Source organism: Crassaminicella profunda, from assembly GCF_019884785.1.
Taxonomy (GTDB): domain Bacteria; phylum Bacillota; class Clostridia; order Peptostreptococcales; family Thermotaleaceae; genus Crassaminicella; species Crassaminicella profunda.
This window is the reverse complement of record NZ_CP082326.1, coordinates 876,073-899,184: the sequence shown is the minus strand read 5'-3', so window position 1 is coordinate 899,184 and position 23,112 is coordinate 876,073. Positions and strand designations below refer to the sequence as shown.

The following is a 23,112-nucleotide window of genomic DNA, read 5'->3' as shown; positions in this document are numbered from 1 at the left end:
TTTTGTATAGCATTTATTGATTTATTTTTATTATTGTGCTATACTATTGTTGTAAAAACGATACATTTTATCTCCCGTATCATATATATATATAGTGAGAAGATCATAATTTTTCATTTAAATAAATCAAAGGGGTGTTGTTCATGAATAAAAATGCTATTTTAAGTCCTGAAGCAGCAAAGCAACAAGTTGTAGAATTAATTAATCATTCTGGTGTTGTTCCTGAAGATTTTATAAAAGAATTGGCTCATATGTATCATATGGAAACAGTAGAAAATTCTTGTACCCATTTCCACGCAGATTGTAAAACTTATTATGATAGCTTTGTTGAATAGCGTTCATTAAAAAAGATGCAAAATTTTTGCATCTTTTTTTATTTAGAATCTCTCTGTTTTATTCCATTTTGCTTCACGATTCAATATACTGTTTTTAAGGTAAACAGCTATTCCTCTTATAGCAACTACCATCCAAAGCTGACAATAAGTAAAATACATAATAGCTACTAATAAAATATTTTTATAATTACTTTCTCCTTTTTCTAGGGTCAAAGTAATACTCACTTCTAAAACAAACAAAATATATGACAAAATCCAAATGATTATAAAATTTCCTACCAAAGAAATTTTATAATCTGTCAATAATCCTAAAATAAAAACAATATCAGAAATCAATATAGACGATAAAAATAAAATGTAAACAGAAAAAAAATAATACAAATCAAATAAAACACTGGTATTTTTCTGTTCAAATATCTTTTTAAAATATTTTATTAAGACATAAATATTTCCATTTGCCCATCTTGTTCTCTGCTTAAACCAAACCCTTAAAGTTTCTGGTTCTTGTTCCCATGTAACAGCCAATGGCATAAAAGCAATTTTATAGCCCATACGATAAATTCGAAAACTGATTTCTGTGTCTTCAGCTACTGCTCTTTCATCCCATCCTCCAAGACCTTGTAATATACTTCTTCTAATAATAAAATTCGTACCAGGAATAGTGGCTATTTTAAAAAGTTTCCATCTTCCCGCCTGTGCCATCCATTGAAAACTTAAGGTTTCAATATTGATAAACCTTGTGAGCATATTCCTTTCTTTATTTCTTGTTCTAAATTTTCCAATGACAGCTCCATATTCATCAGTACTCATAATCGTATGTACTAAATAACGTAAAGATACTTTTTCGGGAGTATTATCTGCATCATAGACAACAAGTAATTCCCCCTTTGATCTTTTAAAACCAATATTTAATGCATTTGATTTCCCTTTTCCACCTGTTAAAGGGTCTGTATTTATAATTGTTATTTTTCTATTGGGATTTTCTGCTACCACTTTCCTTAAAACTTTTTCTGTATCATCTGTAGAACAATCATTAATGACAATAATTTCTATTTTTTCAATAGGATAATCTAAAGACAAAACCGCCTTTAATGTCCTTCCAATGACTTTCTCCTCATTATGAGCAGGGATTAATATGGATACAAAAGGATATTTTTTTATCTTTCTAAGTATGTTTATATTTATTTTAGAAATATGAAGATAATAAGCGTATCCCCCTAAGGTTAAAATAATATTTAAAAGCAATAGCCCCCAAGTACAAACTAATGCATATAAAAATAAGTAATCCACAAAAGTCATATTCTTCACCTAAATTACTTTTTATTTTTTATCATTAAAAGGCCAATAGTGCTTGTAAATTATCAAATGAAAAAACTTCATTATTCTCTATGTTTCCAAAAGCACCATAAAGAGAACTCTTCTGATCTTGAATTTGAAGCTTAAGCATTTTTTTTATGGCTTCATTATAGAGATCTTCATCTCCAATATTCTTTGCAATCCTTGCAACAATAGCATATACAGCAGTTGATTCATCCTTACTTATAGGTCTTAAAGTTTTACGATTATATCCTGTAAAAATGATTTTTTTAACAAAAACCTGCTCCCTTATCCATTTTATAGTTTGCTTTTTTACCCTATTGATCTCACTAAGATGTAAAACTACTAAAAGACTATCAATCATGTTTATATTTTCATCATTTGAGTATGCTTCTAAGGGTATATTAAAAGATTTTTTATATAATGGTAAACGATCAGATATATATCCAGCTTCAATAATACTCAATCCATTTTTATAAACCATTTTCCATTTTTTATGATCTTCACTTAGTAAATGCATTGTGTATAAATCTATATAAGAAAGGTCTACTTCTACTGAAGTGTCATGATTTTCAAAATCATAATAGTTTGTTAATACCTCTTTATGTAAATTATATTTTAACAATCCTCTACTAATTTTTTTCAGTATTTTATAGTATCTCTCATCCTTCCAAAGATTATGAGCATAGGCTAAACAACGAGCAATCCTTATATCATCTAGAGAAGCTGAACTATTGGATATATTCTCATTTTCTTCTCGAATCCTCCATTTGATCCATCCTTGTTTTTCCATCATTTTCTTTTCAACAAAATCTAAATGTACATCAAAATATTTTTTATCTCTTTTTTTTACAAAATACAGCATCATAAGACCTTCCGATTCAGAAAGAATTTCATGCCCTCTAGCAGACACCCCTAGTTTTTTTGTATCTAAATAGTTAGTATAGATTCCTCCACTTTCTGAAGATAATTTATTCTTTATAAAATCTAAGCATATGGTTTCTTCTTTCCATTCTTTTTTATATTCCTTAGTAAGGTCATCAGAAATACTAAATTCTGGTGTTCTTTCAAAAATAAAATATCCGCCTATGAATAGTAAAATCAATAAAATCCATACTCTTTTCATATAAAACCTTCCTTATTTAATTTTCTCAAAGTATTTATCCCCTAAAATTATTATATATATTTTTACATTATTCCTCCTCTCCTTTTAAATATACTATGCTTTTTATAAAAAAGCTAAGCCACTATCCTTTAAAGAATAGTGGCTCTAATCATACTTTAAATTTTTGTACCATCTCATCCAATTGTTGTGCTAAAGTTGCTTGATTTTCAGTTGTTTTTACTACTTCTTCTATTGCTTGAGCTACTTCTACAATTCCAGTAACTATATCTTGTGAACCAGAAGCTCCTTGTTCTATTGAACTAGCTACTGATTCTACAGCCATACTTACTCCTCCCATGAAAGATACAATATCTTCTGTACTAGCAGAAAAATCTTGAACTAAATTGCTAAACGTCTTTGCATCTTCCATATATTGATCTCCAGCTTTAAGTAAATCCTTATAATCAGGTTGTATTTTCTCATTAATAAATTTAAGTAACCCTCCTGCATTTTCTGAAAGATCTTTAAATGCATTCTGAACTTCTCCAACCACAAACTGAATATTAGATACCGCTTTTGTAGACTGCTCTGCTAATGTCCTTACTTCTTCTGCAACAACAGCAAATCCCTTTCCTGCATCCCCTGCCCTTGCTGCTTCAATGGCTGCATTTAAAGCTAATAAATTTGTTTGTTGCGCAATTTGAGAAATCGTATTAGACATATTTTCTATTTCATCAACAATCTTACTTTTCTCAATGGCTTCTACTATATTCTTTTGCTTTTCTTCATACATACGATTGGTAATTTCACTAGATATTTCAGCATGTTCTTTCATTTTATTAGCTCTATTGCTTATTTCTTTTGAGATAGCATTTCCTTCTTTAGCTTCTTGAGCAAGCTGACTTGTGGCCTTTGACATTTCTTGAATAGATGCATTAATTTGTTCTATAGCCGCACTGCTTTCTTCCATCCCAGCTGCAATTTCTTGTGTTGTACCACTTGCATTTTCAGATTGTGCAGAAATCTCTTCTGTAGTAGAAACAATTTCTTGACTAGATATACTTAATTCCTTAGAGTTATTAATGATTCCTTTAATCAATATTTTTGTATTTTCCATTGCCTTATTCAGCGACATAGATAAATCACCTAATTCATCTTTCCTATTCATATTCACATCTTTTCTCAAATCTCCATTACTAACGTCTTCTAGATTTTCTTTTAATACTTCAATAGGTTTTGAAATAGACTTTCCTATGTATAATCCAATAAAAATTGACAATATAATTCCCACGAAAACAAATATAATAATCATAAATTTCAAATTATTTACTGGTTTAAATATTTCATCTATAGGTGGAGCGATCCCTAAAACCCAATCATTAGACAAGCGAGCATAACTCATTATTTTATCTTTACCTTTGAACTTATATTCTATAATTTTTGATTGATTTTTATCCATCTCTTCTATTATAAATTGATAGCTTTCATCCTCAAGATTTTTCAAATGCTCTCCTTCTTTAAAAGTAGGATGGACTAATACATCATAATTTTTATTTAATAAAAAAGCATATCCTGTATCATATACCTTTAATTTGTCAAGTATATTTTTTATATGATCAATTTTTATGTCTATACCTACTACCCCAATTAAGTTATTATCTTTAAATACTGCTTCTGTATATGAAACAATGGTACTATTATCAAGATCTACTTCTACATAAGGATCACTCCATATTCCTGTCCTCTTCTTAATTGGTCCATAAAACCAACTCATTTCTTCATTATCAGGATAAAAATCCTCTATATATGTACCCTCTGGATCAGAATTGATCCTTTCAAAATCCTTATTTTCTTCTTTAGCATACCAAATCTCACAAGCTCTTCCTATTAATTGAGGATCAAAAGTAAAATAAACTGCTGTTACAGCATTAGTTTTTTCTGTAAAATTTCCAATGATTCCATCTACTGATTTTTCATATTCTTTTATATAATTAGGATCATTTTTAAATTGCTCTATATCAAATACAGCACGCATACTTGCACTTAAACCATCTACTTGCCCTTCTACTTCTTTTAGATTGTTACTAAAATCATTGGCATAACTTTGCGCCCTAAACAATAATGAATTATTTGCTTCGTCTTTTATATATTTAGTACTTTCAAAAACACTTACACTTCCTACTAAGATAGATATGGCCATACAACATGCTATAATCCCAATTGTTATTTTTAAACCTATCTTTTTCATATGCCCCCTCCTAGATGTAATCTTCCTACCTACCAATAAGTAGGTTTACTCTAAGTATAGCATATTTTTCTAAATTGTAAATATATTTCATATTTTGTATTAATTTGTATCATTCCTATTTCTATATAAATCGATCATCATAAATTTTAGATTCTCAAATGAATGTATTGAAAAATATTATTATATGATTTAGGCATAAAAAAAAACAGAGATTTAATCATCCCTGCTCACCTTATTATTTTTTTCTTATTCCACCCCAATAAATATGACAACTTTTTTTTAGTTTTTCGTAGTCAAATTTATCATACAAAAGCATTGTAAAATTCCCATGCATGGCACATTCAAAAGAATAAACCAAATCCTCTAAATTTTGTTCCTGAATCTCTCCATTATCTACTTTTCCTTTTATAATAAGAAGAAGGGTATCATGAATTTTTTCCTTAAGAGGAATCATACTTGTTTTTATTTGATCCTTTAGCATACAACATGTACAGAATAATATATTCCTCCAAAATCCTTTTTTCATTGGATCCTGATAAAAATAATCCATACCTTTTTTTAATAACTCCATAAATATTTTTTCTATATGATTACTTTGAACATCCACTTGAATCCTATCAATATAATGACAAAAAATATTTACTTCTTCCTGTAAAACTGTAACAAAAATCTCTTCTTTACTTGAAAAATGGGCATAAATAGAAGGCTTTTTTATGCCAACCATTTTTGCAATCTCAGCTAGTGTTGTTCCTTCATACCCCTTTTGAGCAACTAATTGAAATGCAGCTTCTTTTATTTTTTTTGATGTCATAAACTTCCTCCTCTTAAATATCTACAAAAAAGACCAGCACAAAAAAGCCTATACTTTTTTATGCTGGTCTACTTTAAGCGAACAAACTTGTTTTCTTTCCATCCTACCAGTACTTTATTCGATTTTTATAATTAAAATTTTTTCATCAGCTTAGGGAATAACCTATCTGTGAAACCTATATCAATTTTATTATGTCATAAATAGTATATTCTATCAAGCTATAAAATGGAAAAATATACTTTATCCATATTGACCAAAGAATTTACGATTGTATCATTCATTTTAACTTCCGTCTTTACGATCTTTGATACAAATAGTTCAATATTTTTCCTTTTAATAGAATAAAAAAGCTTTCTGTTTTGATCTACCAAAATATTATTCTTTTTATGATCTAATAAACTTTGTTCAAAAGGTGTAAGTACTTCGTGGGCTTGAATCTCTATGGTATTTCCTTGAATGGATACAAAAATATTTCTAGGTCCTTTTCCAGTATTTTTTTTGATAAAATGAGAAAACTCTTTTCTTATTTTATCCTCTATCTCTTTTTTTTCAGATAGTTCTATCCATACTGAATGGTCTTTTGTATTGAACATTTTTAAAGTCATATTCTCTAGTGCATCGATCAACTCATCTGTATTGATTGGCTTAATAATGTATTTATTAATCCCAATATCTACAGTTTCTAAAATAGAATCTATATCATCTAGAGCAGAAGTTACAATAATAAACGCATCGTTATTTTCTTTACGTATATGTTCTATCATTTCCATTCCGCCCATCTCAGGCATAATCAAGTCTGCAATGATTATATCTGGTTTGTGCTTTTTATACATTTTTAATCCTTCTACTCCATTTTCAGCTAAATATACTTTTTCAATTCTTCTTTTCAAAAACTGCCCCATCTCATTTCTGGTTACTTCTTCATCTTCAACATATAATAACTTCATGTTATAGAGCATATTTTTTTTATCCATCTTTATTCACTCCATTGTTTGGAATAATCATTTTGCAGCATATACCCTCTTTAATATTTTGAAAGCATATTCTGCCATTCATATGTTCTTCAATGATCATTTTAGACATATAAAGTCCTATTCCTGTACCCTTTTCTTCTGATTTTGTTGTAAAATAGGGATTGAAAATCTTATTCATAATCTTCTCATCTATACATCCACCATTGTTAGATATTTCTACTACGGCCCTATTTTTTTCTGAATAAACTTTTATATTTATTTCCTTATTCTTTATTTTTCTTTCAATAAGTGCATCCTTCCCATTGTTTAAAACATTAAAGAGCACTTGAGAAAATTCATTAGAATAGCCATAAATCATCACATCTTCTAATAATTGCATTTTTATTTCTATATGATTGCGTTTGATACTTTCTTCTAATAATTCTAACGCAAACTCTATAGTATTTCCTATTGAAAATTTTTCTTTGGCCTTTCTTGGTTTAAAAAAACATCTAAAATCATCGATGGTCTGAGACATTTGATTTAATATTTTCTTAGATCTATAAATGGAGCTGTCTAAATATTCTTTACTGAACTCATCATATATATAGGCATCTTTTAAATTAGATAATATTAAATTTAGGCTGTTTAATGGTTGTTTCCATTGATGAGCTATGTTGCCTATCATCTGCCCCATTCTTGCATGTCTAGCTTGATAAATCATTACTGCATCCTTTTTTCTACTTTCCTGTACTTCTTTTTTTACCATTTCCTTTAAGTTATCGTTCATCTTTTTTAGTTCATTCAATGCTTTCTTTTTTTCTGTAATATCCTGACTGATTCCAAATAGGCCCGCAGGATTGTTTTCCTCATCATAAATAACATCCCCTCGATGATAAATCCATTTCTCTTGTCCATTAAAATCAATCAATCTAAATTCAATACTATACCCCTTTCCTTTAAGAGTATCTGCTATGGTCTTTTGAACGATTTCTTGATCTTCTATATGAATAGATTTTAAAAACATTTCAAGAGTAAAATCTAATGGTTTTGGTTTTAAGCCCATAATATGACACATTTCTTCTGATAACCAAAATTTATCATTCACTATATCCCATTCCCAATTTCCAATATGTCCTAATCTTTGCGCCTCTAAGAGTCTTTCATTCGTCTTTTCTAATGCTTCTTCCATAAACTTCTTATTTTGGGCTTCATTTTCTGTATTTATTACAATCTGCTCTATAGCTGTTGCTACCTGACTAGTAGCTGTTTGTGTCTGTTCCGTTATATCTACTAAAAAGTTTATAGAATTTTTAGCAGGTTTTGATTCATCCTTCACTTTTTCCATTAAATCTTTTATGACATGTTGCATAGCATTAACAGATTTTATAAAAGTCCCTAAATCATCTTCTCTATTTAATAATTTTTCAGGAATTTTTTTTGTAAAATCACCTAATTCCATATATTTCAACTGCTCAACAGCACACGTTAATGGATTTGAAAATCTATTTGAAAATATAATGGCAATAATAATAGATAACATAATGCCTAAAACCATCAATACCAGAATAATAAAGGTTAAATTTTTTATAGGTTCAAATATTTTACCTATAGATAATGTAAAAACTAACATCCAGCCATTAGATAAACGAGCATAACTCATTAGTTTATCTTTACCTTTTAATTGATAGGCTACCACACCCGAATGGTGTTGATTTATTTCTTCCACTATAGATTTTAAATTTCCATTCTCTATGGTTTTTAAATTGTCCCCATTTATAAAACTTGGATGAATTAATAGATCATAATGTTCATTCAATAAAAAAGCATATCCTGTATCATAACTTTTCATATTTTCAATAGTATTTTTTATAGTTGCTATATCCATATCCATTCCTACAACACCAATCAAAACACCATCTTTAACGATTGGCTCTGTATAAGAAATAATCTCTTTATTTATATCTGTTTCTTCATAAGGTTCACTCCATACGCCCCTTCCTTTTTGAATAGGCGCATAATACCAATGCATCTCTTTGTTATCTGGATAAAACCAATCTATGTAAGGATCATCTGGATCTGGGTCTGGATCCAATTTTTCTAATGTTCCATTACCATCTTTATCTGCATACCAAATTTCATATACTTCTCCTGTCAACTCTGGGTTAATAGTAAAATAAACAGCTTGTATATCATCAGAAGTTCTTGCCACTTTATCTATAATTGGTTCTATAGTTTTCTGATAGTTTTTTATATAATTTTTATCTTTTTTAAAATTTTTCATGTCAAACATGGCAAATGTAGTAGCAGATAAAGTCTCTGTTCTCCCTTCAATACTTTTAAATATATGACTAAATTCATTGGCATAGCTTTGAGACATAAATACCAACTTATCATGTATTTCTTTTTTTATAATTTTAGAACTTTGAAATGTACTTGTACTCCCTAATCCAAGAGAAATAATAAACGAACAAGTCATAATGACAAAGATTATTTTGGAACTAATTTTTTTCATAAGAATATACTCCTTATCCGCCCCTACCTACCGCTAAGTTGTACTTTTCATCATTCTATCATATATGAAAAATTTGTAAACATTCTTCTTTCCTCTTTATACCATATAAGACATAAGTCTCATGCGCTTATGTATAAAAAGCATAACTTCGTGAAAGAACATTTTTTATCTTGTGAATATTCCTTAAAACAAAAATATTATTTTTTTACAATCAACATTCTATATATAAAGAAAAGTCAATACTTCAAACAAGCATCTTTCCTCACTTTCTTTTTTAGAAAAAGACATAGCTCAGTCATTGTTATTTTATTATTCTTAATTTTTAAAACAATTAGTTTTATTAAGATTTGTTAACATATGCAAACCTTTTCCTTTTCCTTTCACCTTTCAATTTCTTCCAAATACAGTAATTTCAATACCTATATCCATTGAATTTCTGTCTTATGTTGGAATATTCTAAATACTCTATTTTCAAAGAATGCCTGCAAAAGATGTTATACTAGTATTGTTAAAAGTTTATCATCACACACACCTTTCACGTTATACACTTATTTTAGGAAGGGGGCCTTGCAATCAAGGAAAACCTAAATTGTAGTTGCATCCTTTAAAAATCAAATTATAAACTTAGAGGAGGATTTTTTTAATGGGACTTTTAAAAATTTCACCTGTTTTTGTAATGGCAGGACTTATGATTTCTGGTTTTGATGCATTACTTGCAGCACCTTTGGCTACTGTATACGCAGCACTTATTGCAATTATTACTGAAAGACTTAAATTCAATGAAATCGTTGACTGTGCTGTTGAGAACGTTAAAGAAATGCAACTAGTATTCTTTATCTTAATGGCAGCTTATGCTATGGCCGAAGCTTTCATGGCTACTGGTGTAGGAGCATCTATCATCAACGTAGCTCTAAGCCTTGGTATGACTGCAAAAACAGTAGCAGTTACAGGATTTATAGTTACTGCTGTTTTATCTGTTGCTACAGGTACTTCATGGGGAACATTTGCAGCATGTGCACCAATCTTTTTATGGTTAAACCATATTGTTGGTGGAAATCTTTACATCACTACTGCTGCTATCGCAGGTGGAGCATGTTTCGGAGACAATATTGGACTTATTTCTGATACTACAGTAGTTAGTTCAGGTATTCAAAAGGTTGAAGTTATTCATAGAATTAGACACCAAGGTGTTTGGTCTATTCTTTGCCTTGTTGTAGCTGGGGTAATCATTTTCGGTTTAAGTATGGGATTACCAAGTACAGCTGGAAATGCAGCAGATGCAATCAACCAAATCCCTCAACAAGTATGGGATAACTTAAATGAAGCTAGACCTTCAGCAGTTGCATTACTTAACCAAGTTAAAGAAGGAGTACCTACTTACATGATTATTCCTTTATTGGTTGTACTAGCTGTAGCAATTAAGGGATTACCAACTCTTGCTTGTTTAGGATTAGGTATTATTACATCTTTAGTATTAGGACTTGTAGCAGGTACAGTTGACAATGTTAATGGTTTCTTAGATCTTATGTACACAGGTTTTAGCGATGCTGGTGGTTGGGTTATCGTTATGATGATGTGGGTTGGTGCCTTTGGTGGAATCATGGGCAGAATCAAAGCATTTGCTCCATTATCTAACTTCATTTCAAGTATCGTTACAAGTGTAAGACAACTTATGTTCTGCAACGGTTTACTTTCTATTATCGGAAATGCAGCTTTATCTGATGAAATGGCTCAAATCGTTACAATCGGACCTATCATCAAAAACTTAACAGATGAGAATGTAGAAGCTAGTGAAGAAGATATGTACAAGCTTCGTCTAAGAAATGCAACTTTCGGAGATGCACTAGGCGTATTCGGTTCTCAGCTTATTCCATGGCACGTATATATTGGATTCTATGTAGGTATTGCTTCTGCAGTATATCCACTACATGAATTCGTAGCAATGGATATTATCAAATACAATGTAATGGCTATGGTTGCTGTAGCTTCTATCTTGATCTTAACATTAACTGGTTTAGATAGAATGATTCCTCTATTTGGATTACCAGCAGAGCCACAAGTAAGTCTTAAAAAACACGGAAAATCAACTGCATCAAAAAATGCATAATCTAAAAAGCACCCAAAATTGGGTGCTTTTTTATATTTTCTCTTTATATTCTTCATTGAAAAGCTTTTCATTTATGAAAGATAGAGAAATCTATCGTGTCACTGTATACAACATACAAAAACTTAAATAAACAGAAAATATGACAAAATACAAAGCTTTTTTGATTCAAATAGAATTTTACTTATTTTATTATTAGGAATAGTATATAGGTTAGGCGCAAATTTATAGTACTTCTACGTATTATGGCTTGCACTAAAAATTAAACAAGTGAGGTGTTAACTTATGAATCCATTTATCAGTTTAGGTATTGCTCTTATTGTAGGTATTTTATTTGGAAAGCTCATGAACAGATTTAAGGTTCCAGCTGTTGCTGGATATATCATAGCAGGTCTTTTATTGGGAACATCTGGTTTTAATATTGTTAATGGAGAAATGATAGAAAAATTATCTTTTTTAAGTGATTTTGCTTTAGGAATCATTGCTTTTAACATAGGAAGTGAGCTTCAACTATCCGTTATTAAAAAATTAGGTAAATCTATATTTATTATTGCAACTTGTGAAGCTTTAGCAGCATTTTTATTCGTAACTGCCATTACCTATTTATTAACAAAAAACATATCTACAGCTTTAATCTTAGGAGCTGTATCTTCTGCTACTGCTCCAGCAGCAACAGTCATGGTTTTAAGAGAATACAATGCGAAAGGCCCTTTGACCAGTACTTTGCTTGGAGTTGTAGCCATAGATGATGCTATATGCCTTATGATTTATGCCATTGCTTCTTCTGTAGCAAAAGTATTCATCAAACATGAAACTGTTACCCTTTATAAAATTTTAGTACATCCAATTATGGAGATTGTACTCTCTATTCTAGTTGGTGCAGTACTTGGGGTTATTTTAACCTATCTAGTAAAAATCTCTAAAAAAGAAGGAGAGCTACTTCCCTTTATTACAGGAATGATCATATTACTTGTTGGCGTAGCTACTAAATTTCATTTATCTCCACTCCTTTGTGCAATGGCTTTAGGGATTGTTATTGCAAATATATCTTCTAACAGTAGAAGAGCCTTCTCAAGTGTTGAAAGTTTTTCACCACCAATCATTGCAGCATTTTTTACATTAGCAGGCGCAAGATTGGATATATCCTTGCTTCCTCATATAGGAATCATTGGGGTTTGCTATTTACTATTTAGAATCATAGGAAAAGTATTAGGGGCTTCTGTTGGAGGAATCATTTCTGATGCACCTAAGGTAGTAAAAAAATATATTGGTTTTGGATTATTATCTCAAGTAGGGGTAGCTGTAGGACTTGCAATTGTTGTAAACAGAGAATTTCCTGGTACAGAACTAGGTTCCCTAGTAATAACAATTCTTTTAGCCACAACTATTATTACAGAAATAGTAGGCCCATTAGCTACCAAAAATGCTATAATAAAAGCAGAAGAAGCTCATTTATAATTTTTAAAGGAGGGGAATAGGATGTATGCCTTATTTCTTATATTAAATGAAATAGAAAAAATAGATCAAATTCACAATATATTTTATAAAGTTGGTGTCGGCGCAACAACCGTTGATAGTGTCGGCATGGGAAAAGTACTATTAGAACACCAAATAGATGTTCCAATATTTTCAAGTATTCGAAAACTTGTAGAAGGAAACAAACCTTATAACAAAACTGTTATTAGTGTTATCCGCGAAGAAGATAAATTAAGAAAAACAATTGATCTTATTAAAGAAGAATTAGATCATATCAACAAACCTGGTGTAGGATTTATGTTTGTTGTACCTGTATTAGAATGTTATGGTTCAAAACATACGGGGTCTAAAATTGAAGAAGTAAAAAAATAAAACTGAGGAAAATCCTCAGTTTTACTTTTTGCTTAATTCATATAAATCTGTCCTTCTATGCTTTAACAAGGGAAGTTCACTTCTAATCTTTTCTATCTTTTCAAAATCAACCTCTCCATATAGGATACATTCCTTTTCATCTGCCTGACTAACTATTTTTCCCCATGGATCTACAATGGTTGAATATCCATAAGCATGATAAGATGCATCTAAATTTCTACATGGAGAAGCAGCAATAAAATATACTTGATTATCTAAAGCTCTAGCTCTTAATAAAATTTCCCAATGAGCAGGTCCTGTTGTCATATTAAAAGCAGCTGGCACAATAATAATTTGTGCACCTTCTAGAGCCATCAATCTCATCAGCTCTGGAAATCTCATATCATAGCATATGGCAACACCAATTTTACAATATTTTGTATCTACTACTGTAACTTTTTCTCCATATCCTAGGGTATCAGATTCCTTAAATTTTATTCCCCCTTCAACATCAATATCAAATAAATGAACCTTTCTATGCTTCCCAATCATATTTCCATGCTCATCAAATACATAAGAGGTATTATAAAAAACATCTTTATCTTTTTCAGGAATTGAACCACCAACAATATATATGCCTAATTCTTTGGCTAAATCTGATAGCATATTTGTCGTCTTGCCAGGATACTTTTCAGAAAATATCGGAAAATATTTGTTTTCATAAGGACAATTAAACATCTCTGGAAGCACAACAAGATTACTTCCATTTTCAGCTGCTTTACGAATCATTTCTTCAGCATGCTGAATATTTTTATTCAAATCATCCTCGACTTTCATTTGACATACTCCTAATTTTAACCTTTCCATTTTTCACCCTCCTCTCCCTATTATTTTTTCCCTCTTTCTATTATAAAATATATTCAATAACAAACAAAATAACAAAAACATGCCTTATTAAAAATTACAGACATGCTTTTCTATATGATTAGATTCTATTTTTCCTAGATTTTTTTTACTTTTATCATCTTTTCAAACTCTTTAGCTGGTACAGGCTTGCTAAATAAATATCCTTGTATATACTGACAATTTTCTTTTTCCAGAAAATCGAGTTGCTCCTTCGTTTCTACTCCTTCTGCAGTTACTTTAAGATTTAAACGATTCCCCATAGCAATAATTGTAGAAGCAATGGCTTGATCATTCTTATTTGAAATAATATCTTTCACAAAGGATTGATCAATTTTTAAATGATCAATTGCAAATCTCTTCAAATAACTAAGGGAAGAATAACCCGTTCCAAAATCGTCCATTGCTATTTGTATATTCATTTCTTTTAATTGATTTAATATCTCAATAGTATATTCTATATCCTCAACAGCAATACTTTCTGTGATTTCTAATTCTAAATATCTTGGATCTAATTCTGTCTCTTTTAAAACCTTTCTAACTAGATCTACAAAATTTGGCTGCTGAAACTGACGAGCAGAAATATTTACGGCTACTGTTATAGGCTCATATCCTTCATCCTGCCACAATTTGTTCTGTTTGCAAGCTGTATGTAGTACCCATTCTCCTATAGATAAGATACATCCATTCTCTTCAGCTAACGGAATAAATGTGGCAGGAGAAATCATTCCCTTTTTAGGATGCTTCCACCTTACTAAAGCTTCCATTCCAATAATATTTCTGGTATGGGTATCCACTTTAGGTTGATAATATACTAAAAGCTCTTCATTTTCTAACACATCATGTAGGTCTTTATCTATATCCAATTTCTCCATCAAATTTTCATTCATAGATGGTGCATAAAATTGATAATGATTTCCTCCTTTTTCTTTAACACGATGTAGTGCTGTATCTGCATTCTTTAATAGGGTCAATTCATCTACTCCATCATCAGGAAAATATGCAATTCCAATACTAGCGCTTATGTAAAATTCATTTCCATCTATTTTCCAAGGCTTATTCATTACAAATAGTATTTTTTGTGCAATTTTAGCAGGATTTTTATTTTCCCAAATCTCAGGAAGAAGTATAGTAAATTCTCCTCCTCCTATTCGAGAAACAACATCCTCTTCTTCTACACAATTTTTCAGTTCTTTAGCAACTGCTCTCAGCAGCTGATCTCCTATATTATGTCCAAAAGTATCATTAATCGTTTTAAATCGATCTAAACCAATAACCATTACCCCTATTTTTTCTTTATTTCGTTTGGCATGGGATAATGCAAACTTTAGCTGTTTGCCAAAGAAACCTCTATTTGGTAAATCTGTTAATGGATCATAGTAAGTCATATAGCGAATGGTTTCCATCATTACATTAAAGCTTTTTGCAGCTCTTCCAATTTCATCTTGAGAATCAATTTCTGCTCGAACTGTTAAATCTCCTTTTGCTGCTTTTCTAAAAACTTGATTTAACTGAATAATAGGATTTGCTATTTTATTAGCCATGATAAATCCTACAATGTTTGCTAAAACAACCCCTACCACACCTATAAAAAACAGCATTTTAGTGATTTTACGAATAGGCTGTTTAATATATTGTATAGGTATTTTGGTAATAATTTTCCATCCATCTGTATTGGGAACTTCATGAAAGTAAGATATACTAGGAATAGCATCTTCCGTATGAATATACCCTTTTGAATCTTCTAAAATTTTTAGTAAATCACCTTTCTTTTGCATATCCTTTTCATCTAACACATGATGACTATTCCTTTTCATAATCTTTTCATGATCAGGATGAGTAATATTTAATCCATCTTTTGTTACCAAATAAGAATAGGAATCAAGATGTTCTATTTTAAATTTTTTTATAAAATAATTTAGTTTTATTAAATTTACATCGGCCCCCATAACACCTATTACTTCTCCTGTTGCACTTTTAATAGGAGCTACTACCACAACAACTTGATTTCCTGTTGAGTTTGCAATTATTGGATTAGAGACTATGGTTTTTCCTTCCATGGCCTCTTTAAAATATGCTCTTTCTTTAATATTGGAACTATTCTCTAATAATAAATCCTTACATTTTCCAGTTTTATCTGCAATAAAAAAAGTATCATAAATATCTAATTTATTCTTTATCTCTTCTTGTAAATAAGGTTCTATCTTTTCCCAATTCATGTCTCTTATAAATGGATTATTAGCATAAATTTCTATTTCATCCATTCTTTCTTCAAACCAGCCTCCAATGATTTCAGCATATAATGCTACACTATTTACTTCATGCTCCCCCAGTAGGTTTTTTAAAGTGTTTATAGACATATTTTCTGATATAAAAATGATCACTGAAGCAATAGTTAAACTGGCTATCAAAACCATCATTAATATTTTCGTTTTTATACTCCTTTGAAATTTCATGTTTTCATCCCTCACCTCTTTTTTCCCAAATCTAATGAATACTAGAATAGTATACGCTTTTGTTACATATATAACAATGTGTTTTTTGTTTTTTCGACAAAAAATAACAGTAAATCTATTTTAATTTACTGTTATCCATCTATTATCTTTTTCTCTTATCTTTTGCCTTTAACAATCTAGATGTATCTATTGTTTTTCCCTTACGTTCATGTTCTTTTATTTTTACTGTTTTTTTCTCTTCTTTCTTATCTTCATCTATAGGATCTTTTATGCTATTATTTTTCGATGGTTTTACATTGAAAGGAACTTTACTTACCTTTTTGCTAATATTATTTTCTATTAACTTAAATCTCTTCCATCTTATATTTAACCTTCTTAAAGCAATATCTATAACAAATAATATCAAAGCTATGATCATAAGCATTCTAGATAAATCCTTTGAACCATATACAGGATCTAAATCTTTTGCAAAAACTTCTTCTGGCCTTTCAATAAACATTCCTCCAGTTTGATATACAAGTCCTTCCAAATTATTTTTTCTATCTGCAAAATCATATTCCTTAGAATAATTTACAACCATTCCTTGCTTTTTAGTATTCACTAATTTATCGCCTTTATATTGATTCACATTGATCATATAAATTCCCTTTTCTAAAGAAGCAAATTCATTCTTATAGGTTCCAGGACTTATTGGATCAAGTTTCATCTCTATCTTTTCAAGGGATGGTGTAATAATAGTTGCTTTTGCTTTATATCCTTCTTCAAAATTTCCTATATTTTTTACTATGATTTCACCCTTTTTTCCTGTACTATTTGTATCTACTTGCAACCGATTGTTTTCATTTTTAGAAAATGTCCATTCCACCATATTTTTAAAAAATTTAATCCCTTCATCAGAATGAAGATAGTTTTTTGTCCACTTTCCATTTACATCAGATGTCCATGCAACACTTTTTCCTAATCCATACTGCCAAATTGAAAGGATTGGGTCTTCTTTATCACTCACAAGAAGGATACGAGCTCGCGGTTTTGCGCAGCTTCCAATATATCCACCCAAATCAGGAATATTACCTGCTAAAGGATTTAAAATATCATGAAAAATACCAACTTTAGGGGTAAATGTCCTATTATTGATATAGGACTTTGATGCAAGAAAAGTCTCTTTTGTAAAAATCTGAGGAATGGTTGAAAATTCATCTACAAAGTAATATCTTCCACGACCACTCTTAGCAATTCCTTCAAGAAGCGAGGTATCTGCACCCTCTCCTACTGCCACAGTAGATATGGTAATCCCTTTCTTTTTCATCTCTTCTATTAAACTTGTATAGCCGTATCTTTCAGCCTGTCCATCTGTTAATAAAATAATATGCTTCAATTTTGTATCTGTATCCTTTAATGCATTATACGCTTCATCTAATGCTGGAACAATACTTGTACCTCCCCCTGCTCTGATGGTGCCAATACTCCTTTTTATATTCTCCTCATCATCCACTGAAGATAATGGTACAACCCACTGTGCAGCCCCATCAAAGGCAATCACCCCTATTTTGTCCTTTGACTTTAATGAATGAACAGCCTTTATTGCAGCTTCCTTGGCAATATTTATTTTACTTAACCCATATTGGCCACTTTCCATACTTCCAGATTTATCTATAACTAGCATAAGCCCTAAATTAGGTACTTTTCCTTTTACTTTCATTTCCATATCTACAGGTAAAATTTCTTCTAAAGGAGTTTTGTAATATCCTCCTAATGCAAAACTATTTTCTCCTCCTGTAACGAAAAGTCCTCCTCCATAATCTCTCACATATGCTTTTAAGGCGTTTATAAATTCACTATGGATATTTTCTAAGGATACATCACACATAATCACTGTCTTATATTTTGATAGTTCAGCTATATTTTGGGGAGCTTGCTGTGCTTTTATAGTATTTACATCTAGTGCTGCACTTTTTAATATTTTACTTAGTTCTCTTCCCCCATTACTTTCTCCATCTATTAATAAAATCTTTGGCTTTCCTTGTACCTCTGTATAAGTCTCATAAGTATTATTCTCCATATTGGTATCCTGCTTAGGATCAATCACTACCTTATAAGAACCAAATCCATTACTTTTTGCTACATCCTTAAAGACAAAAGAATTTTCTCCTTTTTGCACGAACACTTCTTTTTCTCCTACAAGACTTCTTCCTGAATAAAGCTTTATTTTAACATTTGTAGCTATGTTGCTCCAAATATTGATTTTAATTCCAAAGCTTTGATTTTCATACAAGATTTTTGGAACCTCTACACTGCTAAGCTGTACTTCCTTCCCTATATTTTTATTCAATTTTAGCACTTTAAAATCAATATTCTCCTCTTTCATCAAAAAGGCTTCATTCATGCTATTGCCTATATTCTCTTCGCCATCACTCAAAAGAACAATCCTTTTTCTACTCTCCTCTGGAATAATACTTCTAGAAATCTTCAAAGCATTTTCTATATTGGTATAGTTTTTCCCTGGATTTGTTTGAAATTCTATATTTTTTATAGTATCTGATAAGGAAGTTTCTATTTGTATTTCCTTTCCGAAAGTCAATACCCCTACTTGGTCATTCTTAGAAGTATATTTTAAGGATTCTTCTATAAAAGCTTTAAAATCATCCTTATTTTTTAATGTACTTTCTGACAAATCAACTGCAAATATAGTAGTAACTTGATCTACATAAGATTTTATATGTAGTCCACTTAAAGAAAGGATTGTCAAAATAATGATTAAACTTCTCATTAAAAACAATCTATTTTTTCTTCTTTTTTCCATTTTCCCATTTCTAACAAAGTAGAATAGAAAGATTAAAGAAAATGGAATCAATAACAATAAAATGGGATCATTAAAATTAATAGTCACCATGATACACCACCCATTCTACTAAAAGTAAGATCAATACCATCCATAAAAAGATATTTTTTAGATTTCTTCCTATCTTTATTGAATCTTTCTTTTCTTCTATATTATTTTTATTCTCATAAAAAAAACCTATATCGGATTCCTTCTTTGTATCTATATTAGATACAAAATAATTTTTTAATTGCTCCCCACCATATGTTTGTTTGATTGTATAAACACCCACTTCATTAGTATCTGTAAAAGGTGCTAATGGGAAAGGGGGGCCTATTTTTAACTCATCTCCTTTAGGACTTTTCACAATCACTTCTTCACTTTTAGGGAGTACATCAATCTTAATGGGATTTCCTGCTATTACCTCTATTTGATCTTGTCTATTTAAGCTTAAAGCATCCTCTAATAGATTTTGTACAAAAATAGGAAAATCTATTTTTAATGGGAAATCTGTATGATGTAAATCAAACCCTACTACGAAGATTTTCTGATTTCCCTTTTGTCCTTTAAACATTACAGGTTCATCATCTGAAAATAATGTAGGATTTGCCCATTTAGGAACTACTAGTTTTTTTACTTCATCAGCATTAAAATCTATATCTACAGCATTAAATATAGGATCATTTTTTTGTTTCCATCTACCCGCCTTACTTTTCCCTTTTACCTTAATGATTCCATTGCCTATTGGAGGATTAAATAGGATGATATTCCCATCTTTAGGTAAAACTTTAGGAACTAATCCATCATAAACATAAAGATCATATCCTGATAAATCTTCCATAATTTCATTCGCTTTGTAAAGGTTAATAGTTTTATTGATGCCAATAGCTTTTTCTAAAAATATATTTTGTTTACTCGTTAATAATACTTTACTAGAAGGATTACTGTGTACCATATGATACCTTTCATTATCTAGCTTAAAACTATCCTCTATATCTATTTCTCCTTTTATAAGATTGATCTTTTTAGGTATTTTTCTAAAATAATAATTTTTCTTTTCATTTGATTTTATCTCAATGGTCTTTACATCAAAAACAGTTTCATCCGTATAAAGAATAAGATCTCCCTTGAAAGCTTCATCTGAAAAGTTGGTCACGTTTATCAACACGCTTATTCCATCTTCCTCCATACGATGGGCTATATTTTCAATCGCTATATTTTTTCCATCTCCATGTATATTTTTTACTACCATGTTCGAAATGGATTCTTTTATCCCTTTATCTGTATAATAAAGTATTTTATGATTTTTATCTTTCATCATAGCTTTTACTACTTTTATGGCTTCTTCTACATGATCATTACCATTTCCAACATCAATAGTAGATAGTTTTCTTTTTAATAATCTTTTGTCCTTTGTCTTTGCAACAATTTGAGGCGTATTTTCTACAGTCATAAGGGTTACATAAGTATTTGGACTTAAACCATCTATAAGCTTTCTGATTTCCTCTTTCGCAGCATCAAATCTGCTTTTTTCCACATCTGTACTTTGCATACTTGCAGATTTGTCTAGCATAATGATTATATTTTCTCCATCAATTTTATCTGATAAAATATAGGGATTGCTTAGAAAAAAAACAATACACAAAGTAATCAGTAGTTGTAAAAATAAAAGAATATTTTTCCTTAATTTTTGCCAAGGCTTATTGGCCTCCATATCTCTTAAAGCTTTTTCCCAAAGATAAGTACTCGGTATTTTTTTCTCTTCATGTTGCTTTTTCAATAAATACATCAATATAATGGGTACACCTGCCAATAAATAAAAAAAAGACAAGGGCGAGTAAAATTTCATCCTATCACCTCAAAATTCCATGTTTCACTAATTGATCAAATAATATTTCCTCTATAGAAATCTCATTAGATACAAGAATATATTTACATCCATATTTTCTACAAATTTCTTTATGCTCCCTAATAAAATTTTTCAAAGTCTTTTCATAAGCTTTCAAAACAGGATTTGTTACAGATACATCCTTCTCTTCTTCTGTCTCACTATCAATAAACCTCAAATCCCCTTTTAAATCTGGTGCTAATTCCTCTTTACTTAAAACATGTAGTACGATAATCCTCTGATTTTTATAAGATAGATACTTAATACTTTCTTCAACATAATCACTATATAAATCAGATAAGATCATGGTTATTCCCTTTTTATAATTTTTTTTCTTTATGAATTGAAATAAGTCATTTTTACTGAAAAAGCTTGCCTTTTCCATATTTTTCAATAATCCTTGAAAGGTATTTTTTCCATTAAAATAACCTGTCTCCTTTAATTCGTTCTCTCCATTACTATAAATATTTACTGCATCTAGATTGGATAAGCTTATATAAGAAAGAGCAGAAGCTATTTTTTTAGCAATCAATGACTTTTTAGGATTCCCAAAATCCATAGAAAGGGATGTGTCTAAAAAAATATTCACAGATGCTTGTCTTTCTTCTTCAAAAAGTTTTACATAAAGCTTTTGAAATCTTCCATAAGCATTCCAATCAATTTTTCTAAAATCATCTCCTAGAACATATTCTTTGTAATCAGAAAATTCAATGGAGGAACCCTTCCCATTTGATTTTCGTCCTCCATTATATCCTTGATTCAATAATAGATTTGTATTTAGCTTTAATCGGTCAAGCTTTCTTAAAAGAGTACTATCTATTATTTTATTGTCCATGAGGATCTTTCCTTTGTGCATCTAAGATGATTTCCTTTATCACATGATCACTAGTAATATTCTCACTCATGGCTTCAAAATTTAATAAGATTCTATGTCTTAAAACTGGATAGGCCATCTGTTTAATATCTTCAAAGGAAACGTTGTATCTACCTTCCATAAGTGCCCTTACCCTAGCAGCTTTAATAATGGCCTGAGCTCCCCTAGGACTGGCACCAAAGGCTACATATTTTTTTGTAATTTCAGGAGAATTTTGACTTTCAGGATGAGTGCTTATGATGACTTTCATAGCATAATCTAACACAGGCTTTGCTATAGGAATTTCCTTTGCTATATCCATCATTTTCATCAATTCTTTTCCATCCGTTATTTTTTTTATCTCTTCTTGTTCTTTATTCGTTGTAAGGGTTACAATATCTGTAAGTTCCTCTATAGACGGAAATTTTACATCTAATTTAAATAAAAATCTATCCATCTGTGCTTCTGGAAGGGGATAGGTTCCTTCCATTTCAATAGGATTTTGAGTAGCAAGTACAAAAAATGGTTTTGGTAAAATATGTGTTTTATTACCTACCGTTACTGTCTTTTCCTGCATGGCTTCGAGCATGGCACTTTGTGTTTTAGGAGTAGCACGATTGATTTCATCTGCTAAAACCATATTGCTAAATACAGGTCCTGACTGAAAAGTAAATTGACTATTTTGCATTATGTTGGTTCCTACCACATCTGCAGGCATCAAATCTGGTGTAAATTGTATTCTTGAAAAATCTAAATCGAGGACTTTTCCAATAGTCTTTACCAATTGGGTTTTTCCAAGACCCGGTACCCCTTCTAAAAGAACATTTCCTTCACATAATATGGCAATGAGCATTTGATCAATAATCTCTTTTTGTCCTATAATTCCTTTACTGATTTCTGCTCTTATTCCATTGATTCTATCAATAAAATGATTGATATCCTTTTCTGTAATATCCATTTTTATCCTCCAAACGATTCT

Annotated in this window: 16 protein-coding genes; 4 read left to right on the top strand and 12 right to left on the bottom strand. The window is 30.3% G+C overall.

Features of this window, described 5'->3' with window-relative positions:
- The first annotated feature begins 143 nt into the window (after positions 1-143).
- A complete protein-coding gene (locus K7H06_RS03695) occupies positions 144-335 on the top strand; it encodes a hypothetical protein (RefSeq protein WP_223038620.1) in 192 nt (63 codons plus the stop codon).
- A 42-nt stretch (positions 336-377) separates the two neighbouring features.
- Here K7H06_RS03695 and K7H06_RS03690 read toward each other — a convergent pair whose 3' ends face one another.
- The 6 genes from K7H06_RS03690 to K7H06_RS03665 all read right to left on the bottom strand — a co-directional run bounded on the left by K7H06_RS03690 (position 378) and on the right by K7H06_RS03665 (position 9,284).
- Entirely contained in the window at positions 378-1,643 is a 1,266-nt protein-coding gene (locus K7H06_RS03690) for a glycosyltransferase family 2 protein (RefSeq protein WP_223038619.1), read from the bottom strand.
- 25 nt (positions 1,644-1,668) lie between these two features.
- Positions 1,669-2,778 carry a glycosyl hydrolase family 8 gene (locus K7H06_RS03685; protein ID WP_223038618.1) on the bottom strand — a complete coding sequence of 370 codons (1,110 nt, stop codon included), beginning with the start codon at positions 2,776-2,778 and terminating at the stop codon, positions 1,669-1,671.
- 148 nt (positions 2,779-2,926) lie between these two features.
- Complete coding sequence (locus K7H06_RS03680) at positions 2,927-5,005, bottom strand: methyl-accepting chemotaxis protein (protein WP_223038617.1); 2,079 nt, start codon at positions 5,003-5,005, stop codon at positions 2,927-2,929.
- A gap of 235 nt (positions 5,006-5,240) precedes the next feature.
- Entirely contained in the window at positions 5,241-5,816 is a 576-nt protein-coding gene (locus tag K7H06_RS03675; RefSeq protein ID WP_223038616.1) for a TetR/AcrR family transcriptional regulator, read from the bottom strand.
- A 218-nt stretch (positions 5,817-6,034) separates the two neighbouring features.
- Positions 6,035-6,790, bottom strand: a complete 756-nt coding sequence (locus K7H06_RS03670) for a Na-translocating system protein MpsC family protein (RefSeq protein WP_223038615.1) — start codon at positions 6,788-6,790, stop codon at positions 6,035-6,037.
- Positions 6,783-9,284 (bottom strand): cache domain-containing protein, encoded by a 2,502-nt coding sequence (locus K7H06_RS03665; RefSeq protein WP_223038614.1) that lies wholly within the window; start codon positions 9,282-9,284, stop codon positions 6,783-6,785. Before K7H06_RS03665 ends, K7H06_RS03670 begins: the two co-directional genes overlap by 8 nt.
- 643 nt (positions 9,285-9,927) lie before the next feature.
- On the opposite strand from K7H06_RS03665, the gene K7H06_RS03660 reads away from it, so the two are divergent.
- From K7H06_RS03660 to K7H06_RS03650, 3 genes are all read left to right on the top strand, one after another.
- Complete coding sequence (locus tag K7H06_RS03660) at positions 9,928-11,391, top strand: Na+/H+ antiporter NhaC family protein (RefSeq protein ID WP_223038613.1); 1,464 nt, start codon at positions 9,928-9,930, stop codon at positions 11,389-11,391.
- A gap of 282 nt (positions 11,392-11,673) precedes the next feature.
- A complete protein-coding gene (locus K7H06_RS03655) occupies positions 11,674-12,846 on the top strand; it encodes a cation:proton antiporter (protein WP_223038612.1) in 1,173 nt (390 codons plus the stop codon).
- 21 nt (positions 12,847-12,867) lie between these two features.
- Positions 12,868-13,236, top strand: coding sequence for a P-II family nitrogen regulator (locus K7H06_RS03650; RefSeq protein ID WP_223038611.1), 369 nt, complete (start codon positions 12,868-12,870; stop codon positions 13,234-13,236).
- Positions 13,237-13,257: 21 nt separating this feature from the next.
- On the opposite strand, the gene K7H06_RS03645 is transcribed toward K7H06_RS03650, so the two are convergent.
- The 6 genes from K7H06_RS03645 to K7H06_RS03620 form a co-directional block, all read right to left on the bottom strand.
- Positions 13,258-14,082, bottom strand: coding sequence for a carbon-nitrogen hydrolase family protein (locus K7H06_RS03645; RefSeq protein ID WP_223038610.1), 825 nt, complete (start codon positions 14,080-14,082; stop codon positions 13,258-13,260).
- A gap of 134 nt (positions 14,083-14,216) precedes the next feature.
- The gene (locus tag K7H06_RS03640; RefSeq protein ID WP_223038609.1) at positions 14,217-16,574 is read right to left on the bottom strand and encodes an EAL domain-containing protein; all 2,358 of its coding nucleotides are present in this window, start codon (positions 16,572-16,574) and stop codon (positions 14,217-14,219) included.
- 142 nt (positions 16,575-16,716) lie between these two features.
- Positions 16,717-19,464 carry a VWA domain-containing protein gene (locus K7H06_RS03635; protein ID WP_223038608.1) on the bottom strand — a complete coding sequence of 916 codons (2,748 nt, stop codon included), beginning with the start codon at positions 19,462-19,464 and terminating at the stop codon, positions 16,717-16,719.
- On the bottom strand, positions 19,451-21,241 hold the full coding sequence (locus tag K7H06_RS03630) for a vWA domain-containing protein (protein WP_223038607.1): 1,791 nt from the start codon (positions 21,239-21,241) through the stop codon (positions 19,451-19,453). The genes K7H06_RS03635 and K7H06_RS03630 overlap by 14 nt, the downstream gene beginning before the upstream one ends.
- A 4-nt stretch (positions 21,242-21,245) precedes the next feature.
- Positions 21,246-22,115, bottom strand: a complete 870-nt coding sequence (locus tag K7H06_RS03625; protein ID WP_223038606.1) for a DUF58 domain-containing protein — start codon at positions 22,113-22,115, stop codon at positions 21,246-21,248.
- Entirely contained in the window at positions 22,105-23,091 is a 987-nt protein-coding gene (locus K7H06_RS03620) for an AAA family ATPase (protein WP_223038605.1), read from the bottom strand. The genes K7H06_RS03625 and K7H06_RS03620 overlap by 11 nt, the downstream gene beginning before the upstream one ends.
- Positions 23,092-23,112: the final 21 nt, after the last annotated feature.

Bases quoted from the DNA above. Each gene is read 5' to 3' on its own strand.
- K7H06_RS03695 (WP_223038620.1), top strand. From the start codon at position 144: ATGAATAAAAATGCTATTTTAAGTCCTGAAGCAGCAAAGCAACAAGTT.
- K7H06_RS03685 (WP_223038618.1), bottom strand. From the start codon at position 2,778: ATGAAAAGAGTATGGATTTTATTGATTTTACTATTCATAGGCGGATAT.
- K7H06_RS03680 (WP_223038617.1), bottom strand. From the start codon at position 5,005: ATGAAAAAGATAGGTTTAAAAATAACAATTGGGATTATAGCATGTTGT.
- K7H06_RS03675 (WP_223038616.1), bottom strand. From the start codon at position 5,816: ATGACATCAAAAAAAATAAAAGAAGCTGCATTTCAATTAGTTGCTCAA.
- K7H06_RS03670 (WP_223038615.1), bottom strand. From the start codon at position 6,790: ATGGATAAAAAAAATATGCTCTATAACATGAAGTTATTATATGTTGAA.
- K7H06_RS03665 (WP_223038614.1), bottom strand. From the start codon at position 9,284: ATGAAAAAAATTAGTTCCAAAATAATCTTTGTCATTATGACTTGTTCG.
- K7H06_RS03660 (WP_223038613.1), top strand. From the start codon at position 9,928: ATGGGACTTTTAAAAATTTCACCTGTTTTTGTAATGGCAGGACTTATG.
- K7H06_RS03655 (WP_223038612.1), top strand. From the start codon at position 11,674: ATGAATCCATTTATCAGTTTAGGTATTGCTCTTATTGTAGGTATTTTA.
- K7H06_RS03650 (WP_223038611.1), top strand. From the start codon at position 12,868: ATGTATGCCTTATTTCTTATATTAAATGAAATAGAAAAAATAGATCAA.
- K7H06_RS03645 (WP_223038610.1), bottom strand. From the start codon at position 14,082: ATGGAAAGGTTAAAATTAGGAGTATGTCAAATGAAAGTCGAGGATGAT.
- K7H06_RS03640 (WP_223038609.1), bottom strand. From the start codon at position 16,574: ATGAAATTTCAAAGGAGTATAAAAACGAAAATATTAATGATGGTTTTG.
- K7H06_RS03635 (WP_223038608.1), bottom strand. From the start codon at position 19,464: ATGGTGACTATTAATTTTAATGATCCCATTTTATTGTTATTGATTCCA.
- K7H06_RS03630 (WP_223038607.1), bottom strand. From the start codon at position 21,241: ATGAAATTTTACTCGCCCTTGTCTTTTTTTTATTTATTGGCAGGTGTA.
- K7H06_RS03625 (WP_223038606.1), bottom strand. From the start codon at position 22,115: ATGGACAATAAAATAATAGATAGTACTCTTTTAAGAAAGCTTGACCGA.
- K7H06_RS03620 (WP_223038605.1), bottom strand. From the start codon at position 23,091: ATGGATATTACAGAAAAGGATATCAATCATTTTATTGATAGAATCAAT.